Source organism: uncultured Methanospirillum sp. (assembly GCF_963668415.2).
GTDB lineage: Archaea > Halobacteriota > Methanomicrobia > Methanomicrobiales > Methanospirillaceae > Methanospirillum.
This window is the reverse complement of the sequence record NZ_CAXXDL010000001.1, coordinates 931921-949763: the sequence shown is the minus strand read 5'-3', so window position 1 is coordinate 949763 and position 17843 is coordinate 931921. Positions and strand designations below refer to the sequence as shown.

At 51.9% G+C, this 17843-nt stretch carries 15 protein-coding genes and 1 tRNA gene; 3 read left to right on the top strand and 13 right to left on the bottom strand.

Going from position 1 to position 17843, the window contains the following annotated elements:
• Positions 1-46 precede the first annotated feature (46 nt).
• The 8 genes from ACHZA2_RS04375 to ACHZA2_RS04340 all read right to left on the bottom strand — a co-directional run bounded on the left by ACHZA2_RS04375 (position 47) and on the right by ACHZA2_RS04340 (position 7877).
• Positions 47-988 (bottom strand): hypothetical protein, encoded by a 942-nt coding sequence (locus tag ACHZA2_RS04375; RefSeq protein WP_319578679.1) that lies wholly within the window; start codon positions 986-988, stop codon positions 47-49.
• Positions 989-1096: 108 nt separating this feature from the next.
• Positions 1097-2035, bottom strand: a complete 939-nt coding sequence (locus tag ACHZA2_RS04370; RefSeq protein ID WP_319578678.1) for a hypothetical protein — start codon at positions 2033-2035, stop codon at positions 1097-1099.
• 122 nt (positions 2036-2157) lie between these two features.
• A complete protein-coding gene (gene cobA / locus ACHZA2_RS04365) occupies positions 2158-2937 on the bottom strand; it encodes a uroporphyrinogen-III C-methyltransferase (protein WP_319578677.1) in 780 nt (259 codons plus the stop codon).
• Positions 2930-3817, bottom strand: coding sequence for a hydroxymethylbilane synthase (gene hemC, locus ACHZA2_RS04360; protein ID WP_319578676.1), 888 nt, complete (start codon positions 3815-3817; stop codon positions 2930-2932). The genes cobA and hemC overlap by 8 nt, the downstream gene beginning before the upstream one ends.
• Positions 3808-5049 (bottom strand): glutamate-1-semialdehyde 2,1-aminomutase, encoded by a 1242-nt coding sequence (hemL, locus tag ACHZA2_RS04355; RefSeq protein ID WP_319578675.1) that lies wholly within the window; start codon positions 5047-5049, stop codon positions 3808-3810. Before hemL ends, hemC begins: the two co-directional genes overlap by 10 nt.
• Positions 5036-6019, bottom strand: coding sequence for a porphobilinogen synthase (gene hemB, locus ACHZA2_RS04350; protein ID WP_319578674.1), 984 nt, complete (start codon positions 6017-6019; stop codon positions 5036-5038). The genes hemL and hemB overlap by 14 nt, the downstream gene beginning before the upstream one ends.
• Entirely contained in the window at positions 5998-7272 is a 1275-nt protein-coding gene (gene hemA / locus ACHZA2_RS04345; protein WP_319578673.1) for a glutamyl-tRNA reductase, read from the bottom strand. Before hemA ends, hemB begins: the two co-directional genes overlap by 22 nt.
• Complete coding sequence (locus tag ACHZA2_RS04340; RefSeq protein WP_319578672.1) at positions 7269-7877, bottom strand: bifunctional precorrin-2 dehydrogenase/sirohydrochlorin ferrochelatase; 609 nt, start codon at positions 7875-7877, stop codon at positions 7269-7271. The genes hemA and ACHZA2_RS04340 overlap by 4 nt, the downstream gene beginning before the upstream one ends.
• A 221-nt stretch (positions 7878-8098) precedes the next feature.
• Between ACHZA2_RS04340 and ACHZA2_RS04335 the strand changes: the two genes are divergently transcribed.
• Positions 8099-8170: transfer RNA gene (locus tag ACHZA2_RS04335), tRNA-Gly, on the top strand.
• Between the two features lie 80 nt (positions 8171-8250).
• Positions 8251-8772, top strand: a complete 522-nt coding sequence (locus tag ACHZA2_RS04330; protein WP_319578671.1) for a DUF308 domain-containing protein — start codon at positions 8251-8253, stop codon at positions 8770-8772.
• Here the strand turns inward: ACHZA2_RS04330 and ACHZA2_RS04325 are convergent.
• The 3 genes from ACHZA2_RS04325 to ACHZA2_RS04315 are packed head-to-tail and all read right to left on the bottom strand — an operon-like array spanning position 8674 to position 13858.
• Positions 8674-12336: a hypothetical protein gene (locus ACHZA2_RS04325; RefSeq protein ID WP_319578670.1), complete on the bottom strand. Its 3663-nt coding sequence runs from the start codon at positions 12334-12336 to the stop codon at positions 8674-8676. The genes ACHZA2_RS04330 and ACHZA2_RS04325 overlap by 99 nt on opposite strands.
• A gap of 10 nt (positions 12337-12346) precedes the next feature.
• Positions 12347-13108 (bottom strand): PP2C family serine/threonine-protein phosphatase, encoded by a 762-nt coding sequence (locus tag ACHZA2_RS04320; protein WP_319578669.1) that lies wholly within the window; start codon positions 13106-13108, stop codon positions 12347-12349.
• A 48-nt stretch (positions 13109-13156) separates the two neighbouring features.
• Positions 13157-13858, bottom strand: a complete 702-nt coding sequence (locus ACHZA2_RS04315; protein WP_319578668.1) for a VWA domain-containing protein — start codon at positions 13856-13858, stop codon at positions 13157-13159.
• Between the two features lie 219 nt (positions 13859-14077).
• Between ACHZA2_RS04315 and ACHZA2_RS04310 the strand changes: the two genes are divergently transcribed.
• Positions 14078-14491, top strand: coding sequence for a hypothetical protein (locus ACHZA2_RS04310; protein ID WP_319578667.1), 414 nt, complete (start codon positions 14078-14080; stop codon positions 14489-14491).
• A 30-nt stretch (positions 14492-14521) separates the two neighbouring features.
• On the opposite strand, the gene ACHZA2_RS04305 is transcribed toward ACHZA2_RS04310, so the two are convergent.
• Both ACHZA2_RS04305 and ACHZA2_RS04300 read right to left on the bottom strand, forming a co-directional pair.
• Entirely contained in the window at positions 14522-16774 is a 2253-nt protein-coding gene (locus ACHZA2_RS04305; RefSeq protein ID WP_319578666.1) for a DEAD/DEAH box helicase, read from the bottom strand.
• Positions 16761-17831 carry a ribonuclease H-like domain-containing protein gene (locus ACHZA2_RS04300; RefSeq protein ID WP_319578665.1) on the bottom strand — a complete coding sequence of 357 codons (1071 nt, stop codon included), beginning with the start codon at positions 17829-17831 and terminating at the stop codon, positions 16761-16763. Before ACHZA2_RS04300 ends, ACHZA2_RS04305 begins: the two co-directional genes overlap by 14 nt.
• Between the last annotated feature and the right edge of the window lie 12 nt (positions 17832-17843).

Sequence of the window (17843 nt, the reverse complement as noted above, 5' to 3'; positions counted from 1 at the left end):
GTGACTGTTAAAAAGAGAAAATGGGTTACCGGGGGTAGCCGGCACCTTACGTTGAGCCCAGGACACTGACCGGGGCTTCGATGTCTGTTGCAGTGCTCATCATCGAGACCATGTCAGGTTTTGCCATCATGGCGATGACATCATCCTGGCACTTGTAACTGCGTGCATGGAGGGTGTATGCTCCGCTGCCGTTCTTTGCATAGACCAGTGCGTAATACCGGGAACCGGTTGTCGGGTACGTGATTCCGACGTACTTGTTTGATCCGCTGCTGGTATCAGCCCTGGTTGCTGCACAGTTACTGTACCGTGGGTCACAGTCTTTGTAGACGTAGAGTGAGAAGTCTGATCCGCAGTATCCTCTCCTCATCGTGCTGACCTGATCTGCTGACATCATCGCCATCGGGATGACCTGATCACCACAGGGACCTGAAAGGATCCACTCGATGTAGTTCCGGTCGCCCATGATCTGATAGGTGTAGGTCTTTGCCTCACCTGCATTCAGGTACCCGGTCTTGACATCATCAGCTGCCGGGGCACAGTTGGTCCCGCCGCAGTTTGGATTACCATAGCATGGGCTTGGACCTGATGGGTTCGGTCCGGTGCAGGTGTTGGATGCATCAAGTGTGAACTGACCATATCCGGATGAGGAGTATACAACCACGTACCATGAGCCCTGATCAAGGTTCAGATACTTCACCTGATTGTATGAAGTTTCTGACTTGTCGTAATGTGCCATGATGTAGTTCTCATTCGGCCAGCTTCCGACCGGACTTCTCATCGCGTAGATGTCGAAGTCAGCTCCGTATGGCGCATTTAAAACCAGCTGGGCCCCGCAGTCCACCTGGATTTCGTACGTTGAGGCCTGCCCCTGATAGAGGTAGCCACTCTTTGACCAGAAGTACCCGGAACTTGCCGACCCGGGTGCAATGCATGCTGCCATGACCACAAGGATCACCACAGCAGCCAGATATCCTGAAATGTGTTTCATTTTCCACTCCCCTTTACATTGAACAATGCTCTGACAGTATGATCTTACTCAAGGTTCCTAATCAATCTTCTCCATTTATACGGAGGCGTTTCTTTGGCTGATTTCCCATCAGGATGGTGGTACAACCGAGGTTGCCGTATACATCATCGTTGTGATGTCAGGCTTTTTCATCATCATGACCACATCGTCCTGGCAGGTATAACTCCGGCAGGTCAGAGTGTATTGTCCGCTTCCCTGCTTGGCATATACCTGGGCATAGTAGGTTGCCCCGGCCTGTGGGTATGCGACGCCTACGTACCCGCCAGATCCTGATCCAGTATCAGCGTAATCTGCGTACCATCCCCAGTTTCTGCGATCCCCCTGTTTGTAGATGTAGAGATCAAAGTCTGTACCACAGAATCTGGTCCGCATGGTCTGTACATCACCGGCAGACATCATGCTCATCGGGATGATCTCACTGCCACATGGCCCGGCGAGGATCCACTCAATGTAACTTCGCTGGGCTGGGATGTAGTAACCGAACGTCTGGCTCTGCCCCTGATAGAGGTGTCCGGTCTTGACATCAGTCTTGAACGGACTGCAGCCGGGGTTACACTGATCACCGCAGCAGGAATTCCCAAAGCAGGGATCCGGGTGCGAGTACGGAGGAACCGGGCAGGTACTGCTCCCTTCAAGCAAATACTGGCCGCTCCCTGATCTGGCATAGATCGCGACGCACCAGGTACCAGGCTCAAGGGTGAGCGAACTTATGCCGCCGCTCCCGATAGAAGCCCGGTCATGATGAGTCCTGACATAGGAGACTCCCTGACAGGAATTGAACTGGTTGTAGTTTTTCATCGCATAGAGATCGAATGCCGTCCCTGCTGGGGCCTGAAGCACAAGCTGGGTACTGCAGTCGATCTGCAACTGATGCACGATCCCCTGTCCTGAGTACAGGAGTCCGGATTTCGTCCAGGAGACCTGAGATGCAGCTGATGCTGTACTCACGGCAAGGAGAAGGACGAGAAACAGCGTAATTAAACCGCTGTATAACCTGGATGAATTCATTTTACCTCTCCTGCAGGGTGCTCACACCCTGTCATGATCGATACTATCCGGGTAGTGGGTGATAATCCTTCTCCTGTCAGAAAAAGAATTGTATGCTGAGTTTTACAAAAAGAAAAGGGGTCTTACTGGCTTTTTGAGGACTGCGGCCGGACCATCCGCTCCTCGTCTGATCGGTACATCTCAACAACCCCGCCGACGACGATAACAGCAGGTGGTCTGACACCTGCCGCAGTTGCACGCTCAGCAATGGTGGCAAGTGTTCCGATCGTCTCCCGCTGATCAGGCCTGAGTCCGCGTTCAATAACTGCGACCTGAGTCTCCGGTTCCCTTCCGAATCTGATCAATGTTTCTGCTATCGTTGGGAGGTTTTTCACGCCCATGAGGATCACGATCGTTCCACGGCTGCGTGCAAGCCACTCCCAGTCGATGGCAGACTCTTCTTTCGTAGGGTCCTCGTTCCCGGTGATCACCGTGACCTGTGATGCCCATTTCCGGTGCGTGACAGGTATCCCGACCGATGCAGGTACCGCTATTGCACTCGTCACCCCGGGAACCACCTCGACCGGGATGCCATGTTCCCTGCAGGTCTCAAGCTCTTCCCCTCCCCTGCCGAACATGAATGGATCACCGCCTTTCAGCCTGACAACTCGCTTTCCTTCTCTGGCACGCTGAATCATGAGGTCTTCTATCTCACCCTGTTTCCTGGTGTGCTTGTCCCCGTACTTGCCGACGTCTATCAGTTCAGCAGTCTGTGGGAGGGAGGCAAGTACTTCATCCCCGGGGAGCTGGTCATACAGAATTACTTCAGCCTGATCGATCACTTCACGGGCCCTGAGTGTGAGCATCCCGCACCCTCCCGGTCCGGAACCGACCAGGTATACTTTTCCTGTTGTTTCAGTCATGTGAAAGTCCCAGCCTTTCATAGGCTTCATCAATCAGATCGCGTCCGCTCTCCCTGACCTCATCACCAAACTTCTGTGCCTCTTCCGGATCGCTGATTGTTCGCTCAAGTCTGAAGATCCGATCACCTTCAAGCGAGAGGACTTCTGCGATCAGGTACCGGTTTTTACAGTAGATCCCGAGCGGAGTGTAGCAGCCCCCACCGATCTTCTCCATGACTGCCCGTTCGATCATGGTGTCAGTCCTGGTGACCTGATCATCGATACACTCAAGGGCTCTGGTGACTGTGGGTTCATCCCTGCTCACCACTGCGATCGTCCCCTGGTTAGTTGACGGGACATGGACTGTCGGTTCAAGTCTGAATCCGGGAAGTGTGAGTGAGAGCCGCTGGAGTCCGGCCTCGGCAAGAACGATCGCGTCGTACTCCCCTGCTCTCAGTTTTCCAAGTCGTGTGTCAACATTCCCCCTGAGCGGACGAATCGATATCCCCGACCAGTGGCGCTGGAGCTGGGCGGTCCGTCTTGTACTCGAGGTGCCGATGACTCTGATGGCATCTCGATCCTTCTCTGTCACGACATAATCAGCAGGAGAGTCACGCTTCAGGATCGCTGAGGTCACGATCCCGGCAGGCCGCTCTGCAGGGATGTCTTTCATCGAGTGAACTGCGAGATCGATCTCTCCTCTTTTCAGGGCATCATCAAGAGCCCTGACAAACACTCCCTGCCCCCCGATCTCATGGAGAGGTACACCGGTCTGCTCATCACCGGCAGTAGAAATAAAGACGGGTTCTGTCGTTATCCCCTCATTCTGCAGGAGGCCGGCAACTTTCTCTGCCTGTGCCCGTGCAAGCATCGATCTTCTGGTTCCGATCTTCAGATGCATGCCTTGTATGCCTGGCTGATCGCCTCTATCTCGCGGTCTGAATGTGCATTTGAGATGAAGTTGGTCTCAAACTGTGAGGGTGGGAGGAAGATACCTGCTTTGAGCATCTTCTCCCAGAACACTCTGAATGCAGATGTGTCAGCCTCTTTTGCCTCTCTGTAATTCCTCGGGGGCAGGGGTCTGAAGTAATACTTGAACATCGACCCAAGTCTGACAAATGATCCTCCCTTCCCGGTGCAGGCCTCTTCAATTGTAGCAGCCTTCTTCTCCAGCTCGGCATACATTCCCGGATGCTCATGGATCCAGGTGAGTGATGCAATCCCTGCCGTGAGTGAGAGAGGGTTACCTGAGAACGTCCCGGCCTGATACACCGGTCCCGCCGGGGCTATCAGGCTCATGATATCCTTCCTGCCTCCGAATGCACCGATGGGGAGACCACCACCCAGGATCTTTCCGAGTGTGGTAAGATCCGGCTTTATCCCAAAGTACTGCTGTGCTCCCCCGATACCAAGCCGGTACCCGGTGATCACCTCGTCAAAGATCAGCAGAACATCGTGTTCGGCTGTAACTTTTCTGACTTCAGCAAGGTACCCTGGATCTGGAAGGATAGGGCCGATGTTCCCAAGCACCGGTTCCATGATAAGGGCAGCTATGGATGATGCGTCCTTATCCAGAAGGGCAGTGAGTGACTCGATATCGTTGTATGGGATCTGTCTCGTATGCTTCACGAGGTCGGCAGGCACTCCTGCCGAATCTGGTTGGCCGAGCGTTGTACACCCTGACCCTGCCTGCACGAGGACTGCATCGTGTGCACCGTGAAATCCCCCTTCTATCTTGATGATATCAGTCCTGCCGGTGAATCCCCGTGCAAGCCTGAGTGCTGCCATGGTTGCCTCTGATCCTGATGAGACAAACCGCACCATATCCATGGCCGGATGATCCCTGATCACCTGCTTTGCGAGTGTTATCTCGGCTGGAGCAGGTGTCCCGTACAGCCAGCCGTCAGCGAGCTGATTCGTTATCGCCTCCCTGACTGACTGGTGTGCATGGCCGAGGATCAATGGGCCGTATGCACAACAACAGTCGATCAATTCAGTGCCATCGGCGGTTGTAATCCGGGGGCCGTGTCCTGAAATTGTGTAGAACGGGTACGGCTGTATGGCCCTGACCGGGCTTGAAACTCCGCCGGGAATTATCTGCTTTGCAATATCGTAGTATTCACTGCTCTTCATCGATCCACCTGCATACCGATTCAGCAAAGTATGTGATGATCAGATCTGCCCCTGCCCGCCTGAGCGAGATAAGACTCTCCATCACGATACGTCTCTCATCAAGCCAGCCATTCATGGCTGCAGCCTTGATCATCGAGTACTCACCAGAGACCTGATAGGCTGCAACCGGGAGACCAAGTGTTGCCACATCAGAGATAATGTCACCAAACCATCCTGCAGGTTTGACCATCAGGATGTCAGCCCCCTCTGCAGCGTCAAGTTCAGACTCCCTGAGTGCTTCACGCCGGTTTCCGACCGGCTCCTGATATGTGGTCCTGTCACCGAACGAGTATCCTGATCCAGCCGCATCACGGAACGGACCATACAGGCTGCTTGAAAACTTGGAGGAGTAGGACATGATCGGGATCTCGTCGTATCCGTTCTCATCAAGTGCTGACCTGAGGGCGGTCACCATTCCATCAAGCATGCATGAAGGGGCGATGATATCAGCACCTGCAGCAGCATGGGAGACTGCGATCTTCTGCATCAGGGCGAGTGATTCGTCGTTCTTCAGATCTACTCCATCTCTGCAGTCACCGATGATCCCGCAATGCCCGTGTGATGTGTACTCGCATGCACAGAGATCGGTGATGATCACCATGTCAGGAACCGCGGCCTTGATCGCTTTTATCGTCTGCTGGATAACTCCGTCAGGGGCGAAAGCTCCCGAGGCAGCCTCGTCCTTCTCTTTTGGAATCCCGAAGAGGAGCACAGCCCTGATCCCAAGTGATGCCAGACTCCTGCATACTTCACCGGCCATTGCCGGTGGATATCGCATCACTCCCGGCATTGAGGCAATGGCAACCGGGGATGTTGCTGTCTCATCAAAGAAGAGGGGAGCAATAAGATCTGTCTTGGCGATTCGGGTCTCATTCAGAAGCGGGCGAATCAGCCGCCTCCTCAGTCGTCTCATTCTGATTTGCGGGAACATAATCCTTCTCCTCTGGTAATTGCCGAGACGAGTTCCTCTGCACGGGCAATCTCGCCCCGTTCAGCACAGAACCGTATCGACATGGTCACATCAGCCAGGAGTTTTCTGGTCAGAGCCCGGCTCAGATCCTCTGCGATCTCGCGAACATGATCATCACATCCCTGCAGACGGGCAAATGCCCGGTCACGCTCACGGACCCTGACCGTTTCAGCCCAGGTATGCAGGGTTGCAAGCGTCTCATCTGCTGCCCTCCTGTTATACAGCCTGATGAACTGATCCAGTTCCTCTTCAAGAAAGATCCTGGCCCGGGTTGCTGCCTCCTGTCTGAGCTGGGTCGTTGTGTCATTGACCTGTCTGAGATCATCGATGGTAAAGAGGCAGATCCCGTCGATCGTTCCAACCTCCTCTTCCACATCTCGCGGCTGGGCAATGTCTACAATGATAATGGGTTTAACCTCACCGTCGAGCGGCCAGGTCCTCCCTTTCATCGCCTCCCTGACATCATTTGCACGGACTACCGGGTGAGGAGCAGCTGTGCAGCAGATCACCACATCCGAAAGGGCGAGGTACCGGTAGAGATCATCCATCGGCACTGCGGTCCCGTCGATCTTGTGAGCAAGAACCCGGGCCCTGTCAAGTGTCCGGTTTGCAACATAAATGGCAGAGAGTTTCTTTGCTGCGAGTGCCTGGGTAACCAGCACTCCCATCTCGCCGCTGCCAAGGATGAGAATCCGTTTCCCATCCAGTGTGTGCAACTGCTCTTCGGCAAGGAGCACTGCTGCGGATCCGACAGATATCGCACCATTATTGATCCCGGTTCTCCTTCGTGCTTCGGACCCGGCATGAATCGCCTTGTTGATACAGAGAGCCAGGATAGGACTTGCAACACCAAGCTCTTCCGAGAGGGTGAGAGAGCGTCTGAGCTGGCCCAGGATCTGATCCTCTCCGATGATCAGCGAGTCTATCCCTGCTGCAAGTTCGAGCAGGTGAGAGAGTGCTTCCTGGTCCTGGTAAAGTCTGAACCTGGTTCTCCCCCTGCTCTGGAGAAACTCTGTCAGGATGTCAGGCTCCCCGTGAACGATAACTTCAACGCGGTTGCACGTCTGCAGGAGAGCGACTCCCTTGAACCATTCCCGTGCGGTGGTAAGAAACTCCTCTTCGTCAGGAAATCTGAACTCTTCTATCTCCGGAACTGAGGCGGTGTGGTGTGATATACCTGCAATAGTCAGAGGAGCGAAGAGGGTTGGTCTCATGCGAGGTACTTCTCCCTAACCTGTGTGAGTGCGTCCTCTGTTCCATTCTGAAGGTTCTTCCACGCTTCAGCATCATGAAGAACTGCTGTCAGAATTTCTCTGCGTCGGGCCTGTGGGATCTGGCGCATCTTCAGGTCCTTTCTGAGTTCTTCCTCCAGAGCGATCATCTGATCGAGATCAGGCCAGGCAGCCTCTATCTGTTCACGGATGAATCGGGAGACTGCCGGACTCCCTCCCTGAGTACTGACTGCGATGGTGAACCTCTCGCCTGAGAACTTTGCCGGGAGTGTGACGTCAGCAGGCGGATCGGTTGCATTGTTACAGAGTATCCCGTCGGTCCTGCATCTGTCTGCTATAATCTGGTTAAGATCAGGATCCGAGGTCGCCGTGACAACCAGGAACGCGCCTCTGATGAGATCTGAAATTTCGGTTTCAACTCGTGGTATTGCGGTTCTGATCTGTTTCACCGGGAGTGACTCGAATGCAGGTGTGAACGTTCGGCTGTAGACCGTAACATCAGCTTCACCAGCAAAGTACCTGGCCTTGCGTTCTCCCACTTCTCCCCCTCCGAAGATGGTCACCGGTTTGTGAGAACAGTCAACCATGAGGGGTATCATTGTAAGAAATTGGGAGATGAAAAATATGAATCTGTCTAAAATTTACCCTGATTTATTGTCAATTCCTCTCATTTTTAAAAATTTTATACTCTGATATCCTGGTTAGTATTATGGGCGCGTGTTATGTTCCTGAATGATGGTGGTACTCCTCAACAGAGTAATTTCAAAAATTATATATGGTGATGAGTGCCACCTTGTAGAGCACTTACGCATCGATAGTGTAGTGGTCATCACTAGGCGTTGCCAACGCCTAAACCCGGGTTCGAGTCCCGGTCGATGCACTCGTTTTTCTATTTTTTAATATGATTCTGTTACTCTCTCTATCGTTATACAGAAATAGCGATTGAGTAAATATCAGTCCATGGAGTTTGTCTGGATCTCATCACCGCAGAATCAGCGTTCATCCGGTCTGGTTGCGCTGATCATCGGTATCATCATTCTTCTCTTTGCCCCGTTTGTCACCAGCCTCATCGGGGTGGTCCTTTCCGCGGTTGTGCTGGTGATCTCAATTGGTATGATCATTACAGGAGCGATGATGCGGGGTGCCGGGTTCGGGCTTCCCCTGATCCTTCTCGGGATACTTGGGCTTTGCCTTGGCATAACTGCACTCGTCTCTCCCGATCTTGCCGTGTCAGTACTGGGAATATTTCTAGGTGTCTGGATGTTCTTCCTTGGTGCCGGTCAGCTTCTGTTCGCCTCCCGGTTATCGGCAGATAAACTGTATTATATCCTTGCACTTCTTGGGGGAACCCTGACGGTGATTGTCGGTCTGTTCCTGCTCGTCTCACCGGTCCAGGGAATGCAGATCATGGTCTTCTTCCTTGGCTGCTACCTTCTGGTACTTGGTCTGCTGAGCATCTTCAGACCCAGGTACACGTATTGAACCGGACTCATCTGGCTCACAAGAAGGTTCTTCTGATTCGGCTACGCCGATAAAGTCCCTGAGGAGGGTCTGAAGCCTTGCCCTGATCCTCAACCGTTTCCTTCTTTTGTGTGACTGTTCTCCCTGATTCGGGAGAACCTCCTCTGATACCTCAATCTCCCCGCTTCTGTTTTCGGTGAAAGGAAGATCTATAGGAAAGAGCATGATCTCCACTGGTCTTTTCCGATGTGTTATTTCGTGGGTTTTAGTTCTGCGTTTTTTCCCTGTCTGACCGATCCCTTCTCCTCTGAGCCTGTCCATTGCGCTGACCCAGATCATCTCATCGATAAGCGTGATCTCATCCATACCCGGAGTCGGCGAAGGGATCATTTCAGGGATACAGGATATTGGAACCAGGTGGGTCTCGTCCTGATCACCTTTCGGCTTTTCTGGTAGATGGATACATACGATACATGATCTGGTGTACCAGACTGGCTGGAACTGCTGCCCTTCCCCTGAACTGAGGGTGGGTCTGCTGCACTGTCTGGGAAGCAGGGTGTAGATGATGCGTTCTGGAGGAAGTGGGATAGTTGCCCAGCGGGATGATTCTGTCCGTACGGGATTCCTGGTCCGCCTGCGTCTGTATCGCTCCTGCAACAGTCCGGCAACTTTTGGAGCCATGAGGAGGAGAACGATAGAATATCTGCTCTTCTGCGGGGCCCTTATATGCACGATTTCTGCTGTTGTGAGTTTCTGATTACACCATGGACATTCATCAGAACCTGAAAGGTACCAGTGATCGGGATCTCTAGTACAACAGATCAATCCCCGGTACACCTGATCAAATACCTCAAACCAGGTCTCCATTCTGGTATGATCTGTTCCGTCTCCCTTGCGATCTTTAAACTCTTCTTCAAAGAGATCTACGAGAGGTTTAGGCAGCGTTTTGATCGATGGTGCTCCTGATGGGGGTCGAAGGGTAGGATCTTCGTGAGTCCATGGATAGAGCCCTGATGCCATCCGCCGTTCGTTTGATCCTGATCCTGTTGTTCTGCTCCCGGTTGCATGGAATGGATGGTACCCGTCCATCAGCATTCTGAAGATGAGGACTGAAGGCGGCACACCTCTCTCAATATGAGAATCGTTCTTTGTCCACCCAGGCAGGCAGAGTATTCTGATCGATGCATCAGGCCCCACAAAGACGGTTCGTTCAGACAGATTTTTCACCTGTATGCCATGTTTTCTTGCAGAGATGAGGGTAGCCATCAGGTTGCGACATGTAGCGATATGATGGTTGAAGTGGAATTTTCTCCAGTTTTTATCTGTTCTGCTCCCTGGATCGGAAACCATGTGCCAGGGTTGATATCTCCCGGGATCGATCGCCGGGATTGTCCACCCCACAGGAAAGCTATCCCTGATTACTATCTGAAGAGGAAGCACCAGTGACCGGGGAATTCCCTGGACACGTTGCACCTCTGAATCTGGTATCCGGATACCTTTGTTTACCAGAAATACCTGTGTGTCTTGCCCGAACGAGGTGATGATTCCAGTTTCTGTACGAAACAGTATCCCTGCGTTGCGGGTCTCCGGTGAGTCCTTGTCACTCCAACTGCCCAGTTCAATCCGGTCTGGTCTTTGCTTATCAATGGAGTTCTGATCTATTGTCTTTTGCAGGCTTTTTTTATCCTGGAGAATGAGTGAAGAGAGCACGGTTTCCCATCTTGCAGCACCAGGCCTGATATGGGGGGATCGGAGTCCTGATACAAAAGTCTCCTTGAAGAGTGTCCGGACATGGGATGGAAGGGATGAGTATGGGGGTGCATAGTCTGGCGGTGAGATCCCATTCATCCGGCTCTCGAATGCAAAGTACCCGAGCAGAATCTTGTCGGTTGTTGCCGGTGCATCCCTGACAAGCGGACCTTTTGCCTGGAATGGGTGCACACCGTCCATCATAAACCTGAAGATGAGAACTGCCAGTGCAAAGTGATCACCGTACCTGCGATCACACCCTGACTCAGCAAACGACCCGTCAAGATGTTCAGGAGGCAGATACTCGCCGGTTCCAACCCGGCTCCAGAATATCCGCCTGCATTTTTTGTCACTGATCTGAAACGAGTCGGTATCAATGAGAACGAGTTCGCCGCGGTCATTAATCAGCAGGTTGTTCTCACGCAGATCTCCGATGACGTGCCCTGCTTTGTGTATTCCTGCCACCAATCTGGCAAGCTGAAGGGATGCTGCCATACGTCCATGCGGGTTTCTTCTCCCTGTCTCCTGGGGTTCATCATACCAGAGGTGAACAGATCTGAACTCCTCTGGGATACGTCGCATAATGTATCCGATGATCCTGCCTCCTCTGGGTAGATCGGTAAGCGGTTTGAGTGGCCATGTCAAAAATTGCAGCAACTCATTGTCAGGAGGTGAGGCAACCATTGTGCGGATCTTATCATCTATCTCCTGGGTCCTTCGATGGGGATGAAAGATCTTGGCACACCTGGAATCATCACCCGCCAGAAAGTAGATCTCTCCCTCTCCTCCGGATTTCCCTGTTGAGATCAGGGTGCATACCCTCCCGTCAGGTTCATAGGCTGTGAGCCTGGCTCGTGGCTGTTGTCTAATTGATGCCCGTGTTTTCCTGACCTGCACCGGCGTGCGTCTGCCGGGTACAACTTCAAGGGTGAGGATCTGCATACCCGCGTTGGTTATGATCTGGATCGGTACGCTCATGCTCCGATCCGGTTCGAGCATCCGGGTATCAATTTTAAACAGAATCTTCGTGCTTTTTTCAACAGGGAAGATTGATGGCAGGATCTTAATCCAGGGAACCGGTGCAGGGATTGTCCCTCTCAGAATTCCTGTACCTTCGTTCTGGATGGTGAGTGTCTCTTCGATGATCCCTCTCTTGTCCCATATACACCTGATCCGGGATGGTGAGAGTTTCATTACCGGACCATCACCGCTCCTGAAATTGATCGATACGGGGACAACCAGTTCTCCTCCTGTGCTTCTTATCCTGATTCTTCCGGTAGGCTGCCTTGCACCTGGCGCCTTGGAAGTTTTTATTATGACCTGAACTGCCTGTATGCTCTGTGTCCAGAGTGTTCTGGTTTTGACTTCTATCCAGTCCGACTCTGACTCAACAGTGCCACTAAGAAGTCCGCTTCCCGTGTTCCGGACCATGAGATCAAAGGAGAAGTCATCACCTTTACGGAGGTTACAGAACTGAAACTGGCGTTCATCAAGTGCAATACCAGGCTTTGCCGCAGGATGGGCAATATATTCAACGTTGATCTTTGCCGTTCCTCCGTTGGTGATGATGGTTACGGCCCCTTTTTTTGGGCTGGCGGTAGAAGAGCGTTCAGGTGTGATCTCGATTCTGAAAGGAACTAGAAATGGTGTCTCTATACGTGGGTTGGGGATTCTGATCCATTTCACATCTGAAATGGCAGTTCCCTTGAGAATGCCTCCCCCTTCGTTCATGATCGTGAGGATCTCAGTCTTTACACCGGCTCCACTCTGAACCGGTATTAGGCTCCGATCAACCTGCAGCCGTGGCGGGCGGTTTCCGGTAAAAAGTGCAGCCATTCGTAATCCTTCACGATTCTCTTTGAGAAACTTGTTCCCTGAACAGAATCACCATGGTCTTGTCATCACCTGAAAGTTCCTGCATTTTTCTGGAAGAGAGCAATGTGGTGATGTCAGGTTCAGGATTGTGTCCGGTTTGAACTTTTTTTTCTATGAACGAGAGTAAAGGAAGAATGAATGGCTCATGAGGCTGATATCCGCCACCACGTTTTACTGCAACTGCTCCCTGGCATCCGTCAGTTACGATGACTGCGTGATCTATCTCAATCGTAGGAGTAATGCGGAGTTGTCTCTCCCAGTCTGCCTGCATAAGGCTGGCCGTCTCGTTTGCATATTCACTCTCGCCTGGTGGTGACAGAATAACCACATTCACCTCTCTGATACCTACGGCAATCCCGTCTCCGATATGTCCTATGGTGATCTTTTTATCAGAGTAGCAGGCAACGATCAGTGTTGATGCAAACTCTGCCGGAGCCATCCCCTGCTCCTCTGCCTCCGCAAGCACAGCCTCCCGGGATTTGAGAAATGCCTGTTTTATCCGCTCTTCAGGCTGGAGATCAGGTGATTCAGGATCAGCGACTACTGCACGAGATGCAGTTTCCACCGCAATTCGTGCTCCTGTATCGGCATGCTCAGCACTTCCAAGTCCGTCAGCTACTGCAACTCCCCAGGTGTTTCCTGAACACAAAGCCGCATATGCATCCTGGCATGGCTGGCCGGATTGTATGTGTCTGCTTCCCCGGACTGAATCTCCAAATATCCTGACACTCATGTTACTGCCCGGGAGTTCTGGTTCTGTTTTTGTGCTGCCATCAGAAGATCAGAGGGGTACAACGCCCCACCCGTCTGGACCTGTTGGGTTTTCAAGACTGATCTGTTCCCCGATACGTGAGTCTGATATTTTGGCCAGACTTCTGGAGAGCCAGAGAAACATGTCTGACCACTGTGCCTCTTTGAGCTGGAGTGGCGTGCGGTTCGGGGGAGAGAGTTCACGAAGGACTGTCATGTTGGCCTGGTCCACGCCAAGTGCCCAGAAGAGGAATTTTCTATCTGCTTCTCCACTGTGGATCACCTGAATAACCTCCTGCCACCTGGCATCACCCCGGGACATGTCTGTCGGCTGTCCGTCTGTGACCAGAAAGATCCAGGGACGATAATAGTCCACTCCGGTCTCACGGTATTCAGCCTTGCGTTTCTCAATAAGTGAAGCAGCCTCAAGTATCGCAGCTCCCATCGGTGTGTACCCGCCTACTTCGAGTTCAGGGGGTTCGAACTGGCTTATTCCGGTGAACTGTTGTATGACTTCAACAGTCCTCCCAAAGGAGATGATGGCAAGATCGATCCTCTTTGCAGCCAGATCATCCTGAATAAGTTCATCAGCCAGGATTTTTAGGCCTTCATTCAGTTCAGCTATCTTTGCCCCTTTCATTGAAGCCGAGGTATCAAGTACCAGAACCGTTGCACAATGAGGATGCTGTGGATACGGAATATCAACCAACTGCTCAAGGGTATCAGAATCCATCAGTATTCTCGTCAGCAGACCGGGTATATAATCCTGTGGCAAAAATGTTGAAATTATCAGATCTGAAAGAATTAATTCATTGATCCAGTCGTCAGAATGGATCTGAAACCTGTTTGATTCAATATCGTCTTGCCCCTCCCTGACTCCTGGTACTTAACAATCTTGATGTATCGTGAATGAGAAAGATAATACAAATTCTCTGCATCGGAGGTGGTATCCGTGGATTACGATACAATTAACAGCGCTGATATGGCAGAGCAGGCACTCTCACAGGCAGTTGACGAGCACATTGATAACAGTAAGGAGGTTATTGATTATATCGAAAAGCTTGAGGTGAAGATTCGCTCCTGGAATATGGAAGATATCAGGGAGTTCAAGGCGATGATCACTGAGATGCGTGCTCTTCTTCAGAAACACTTCCAGGTACAGATTGACAACTTCATGAACATGAACCGGATTCCGTCAGCAAAAGTTCCTGATGTTCTCAGAAAAGCATACCGGATTGTGGGTGTTGACAAACGGGGTTATGCCCTTTACGGCCCAGAAATGGATAAGATAGCCCACATCAATAAAATTACTGAACACTATAAACAGAGGGTTGCAGCCTGCCAGCCACAGCCTGAAAAGAAATAACTCTTCTTCCGTTTTGAGATATTTGCCTCTTCACAATCCTGCCAGTTTTTTAAGCAGCATGATCGTCCCTGCTTTGTCAAGGGGCTGGTTGTCGTTACCACACTTTGGTGAGTGGATGCATGCCGGACATCCTGATGCACATCTGCATTCTGCAACAAGATTCGCAGCAATTCTGGATATATCTCCGAAGAGTTCGTATGCACGCTCCGCAAGTCCCACTCCCCCTTCATATCCATCATAGATGTAAATCGTTGATGATCCGGTCTGGTGATCTATTGCGGTTGAGAGACCTCCGAGATCCCACCGGTCACAGAGGACAAAGAACGGGGTCATGGCAATCAGGGCATGTTCTGCACCGTGAAGGGTCCCAGGGATGTCACAGGTTTCGTTGCTGATCTTTGCTATGATCTCCTGATCAATAACCATCCATAACGCCGTGGTCGTAAAAGTTATCGGTGGAAGAGTAAGGGGTTCTGATCCAATTGTGGTCTGCCTGATGATCTTGCGATATCCGCTGTAGGACTCTGATACCTCTACCTCTCCGAAATGGAGCAGTGCACCAGGAATCGGTTTTGATGCAGAATCTTTTACGATCGTTACTGTTGTCTGCTGATTTGGCCTGGTATAATACTCCACATCTGCTGCATCTGCAAGGATCCGGTGATGCTCATGATCCCATCTGTTGACCAGGTACTTCTCGCCCTGGTGCATGATGACCGCCCCCGGATGGGCCTCTCTACAGGCCTGGCCGAGATCCACCGTCTCAAGCACTCTTCCCTTCTCTTCTATCGTCCAGGTCTCCCCGGTACCGGAGAGAGAAACCAGTTCAACCGCACGTTTTCGCCCTGAGTACACAAAGCCACGGTTGGTTCTCGTCAACAGACCTGCACCGGTAAGAGCATCGAGGTGACTCTCAATCCCGTTTCCAAACCACTTCTGATCATTGTCAGGAATTAGGGGGAGTTCTGCAGCAGCACAGAGAAGTTGTCCAGATAGAATATACGGATTTTTCGTTGTGATGATCGCGTGCTCGTGTGATGAGCCGAAGAACTCCTCAGGATGATCCATAAAGTATTGGTCGAGAGGGTTCTGAAAGCTGACAAGTATTGCAAGCGACGGGCCAGCCCCTCGTCCTGCCCTTCCGGTCTGTTGCCAGGTCGACATCATGGTCCCGGGATACCCTGTCATCACAACCGCATCAAGGGATCCGATATCGATACCGAGCTCAAGGGCGTTGGTTGAAACAATCCCTTTCAACTCTCCGCTCTTTAGTCGATGCTCAAGGTTTCTCCGCTCTTCAGGAAGATAACCGGCACGATATGCAGCAATTTTTCCGGTCTTGTCGGGTCCACCCTCACTCAACCGTTCTCTCGCCCAGGTAGTCACTACCTCGGTCATCTTCCGTGAACCGGTGAAGCAGAGGGTCTGGAGCCCGGTCTCTACCAAAGATGCGAGCAGAGTTGCACTCTCGGTGTAGACTGACTTTTCAGCAAATCCTCCGGTGTACGGGTTGTAGAGTATGAAGTACCGAACCCCTGCAGGTGCCCCTGATTCATCGATGACCTGAAATTTGCGCCCGGTCAGTTCCTTTGCAAACTCATGAGGGTTTGCAAGGGTTGCAGAAGAGAGGAAGAAGGTCGGGTGCGATCCGTAATGTGCACAGATCCGGAGCAGCCTTCTGATCAGGAGTGCCATGTGACTGCCATAGATTCCGCGGTACTGGTGTGCCTCATCTATGATGATGTATTTCAGATGTGAGAAGAAGACCGACCACTGGTGATGCCAGGGCAGAATATGGTGGATCTCATGGGGGTTGGTAAGCACGAGACCTGCCTTGCTCCTGATGGCAGGCCGGTCATGGCGGGGGGTGTCTCCATCATAGATCGCTGGATACAACGATATCCCTGTGGCTTCACTGATTGCCTTTGCATTCGCGAGTTGATCCCTGGTAAGTGCTTTTGCAGGGTAGATGGCTAGTGCGGTTGCCGATGGATCCTGTATCCTCATGTGGCAGAAGGGAAGCATAAACGCGAGAGTCTTTCCCGAGGCTGTTGGTGTACAAAGGATGGTATCCTGCCCTGTACCGACTGCATCAATGGCTTTTGCCTGGTGAGCATAGAGACGTATTCCGATATCGTTGAGGTACTTTTGTAATGGCTCATTGAGTTGGTCTCTCACATCTCCGAATACGGGATCATGCCCGGGAATGATCCTGATATGTGCAATGTAGCGTGAAAAACGTGGATTTTCTGCTATAAGATCTAGAAAGTCAGCAACACTCACGTGCTTTGCTCCTGAGCAGATTGAGGAGAAGAGGAAGACTGGCTATATCCTGCTCGTTATGTCTGACTATCGGTACCAGCGGACCACAGTTCCCGGTATCACGGTACTTCAGGTACCACTCCGGGACCAACATGCCGGGAAGATCGTGTTCACGCTCTACACCAAGGAACCCTCGTTCTATCGTCGAGAGCCTGCAGTCCTGAATCTGGTTTTTCCACATCCTTCGTGTGTAATGGAGTAGATCGATATGAGGGAGTTCAGGCAGGGGATCAAATCCGTAGTATGCATACCGCTCATTCAGGTACGGCAGATCAAAACTCCTCCCGTTATAACTTACGAGGGCATCGGCACCATCCAGAAGTTCTCTGACTGCAGTTAATGCAGCAGGCTCCTCTGTGATGTCCCTGAGCACGAACTGGTGGATGACAAGTCCCCCGGGGCCGGGGCACCCGATACCAAAAAGAATGACAGGCCTGCCAAAGATGCCAAGGGTCTCGAGGTCCAGGAACCTGATCTTTTCAGGTGTAAACCCTTCTGATGCAATAAGGCCGAGGGGATGTGATGGGCCGAGCCGTGATCTGATCAGGTGCGTAACTCCTGCAGGGCCTGCATTGAGGACCTCAAGTACATGAGTAGCACCCTTCTGATACCTGCGGTGGTGAGAGAGTTCGGGTATTGTTCTACAGCTTCGTTGCTTGAGATTTTCTGCTCCCTTTGGACCGATACCCCTGATGAGCCTGAGTTCATCCAGAACTTTCGGGTCTGGCTGGCTACGGGAAGAGAGGTATATCGGCCGGGTATGCTGTACATGGTAACATTCTCCGTCTTCATTTATTACCGGCGAGCCGGGGATGGCATCTTCAACTGGAACTCCGGCATATCTGCTAAAGAACTCACGATAGTACTGCCCGAACTGATCATAGACTGATTCGCCGATCGCTGAGGCATGAAGCCCCATTCGGAATACATTGTCATGAGGCACAATCACGTAGTCTGGTGAGGCAGTTATTCGTGCCTGCCACCTCTGGCTCACAGAGACGAGGTCTGTTCCCTGCATCTACCGATACCT

Bases quoted from the DNA above. Each gene is read 5' to 3' on its own strand.
- ACHZA2_RS04340 (WP_319578672.1), bottom strand. From the start codon at position 7,877: ATGGTTGACTGTTCTCACAAACCGGTGACCATCTTCGGAGGGGGAGAA.
- hemC (WP_319578676.1), bottom strand. From the start codon at position 3,817: ATGCATCTGAAGATCGGAACCAGAAGATCGATGCTTGCACGGGCACAG.
- ACHZA2_RS04370 (WP_319578678.1), bottom strand. From the start codon at position 2,035: ATGAATTCATCCAGGTTATACAGCGGTTTAATTACGCTGTTTCTCGTC.
- ACHZA2_RS04330 (WP_319578671.1), top strand. From the start codon at position 8,251: ATGGAGTTTGTCTGGATCTCATCACCGCAGAATCAGCGTTCATCCGGT.
- hemB (WP_319578674.1), bottom strand. From the start codon at position 6,019: ATGTTCCCGCAAATCAGAATGAGACGACTGAGGAGGCGGCTGATTCGC.
- ACHZA2_RS04375 (WP_319578679.1), bottom strand. From the start codon at position 988: ATGAAACACATTTCAGGATATCTGGCTGCTGTGGTGATCCTTGTGGTC.
- cobA (WP_319578677.1), bottom strand. From the start codon at position 2,937: ATGACTGAAACAACAGGAAAAGTATACCTGGTCGGTTCCGGACCGGGA.
- ACHZA2_RS04300 (WP_319578665.1), bottom strand. From the start codon at position 17,831: ATGCAGGGAACAGACCTCGTCTCTGTGAGCCAGAGGTGGCAGGCACGA.
- ACHZA2_RS04315 (WP_319578668.1), bottom strand. From the start codon at position 13,858: ATGGATTCTGATACCCTTGAGCAGTTGGTTGATATTCCGTATCCACAG.
- hemL (WP_319578675.1), bottom strand. From the start codon at position 5,049: ATGAAGAGCAGTGAATACTACGATATTGCAAAGCAGATAATTCCCGGC.
- ACHZA2_RS04320 (WP_319578669.1), bottom strand. From the start codon at position 13,108: ATGAGTGTCAGGATATTTGGAGATTCAGTCCGGGGAAGCAGACACATA.
- ACHZA2_RS04325 (WP_319578670.1), bottom strand. From the start codon at position 12,336: ATGGCTGCACTTTTTACCGGAAACCGCCCGCCACGGCTGCAGGTTGAT.
- hemA (WP_319578673.1), bottom strand. From the start codon at position 7,272: ATGAGACCAACCCTCTTCGCTCCTCTGACTATTGCAGGTATATCACAC.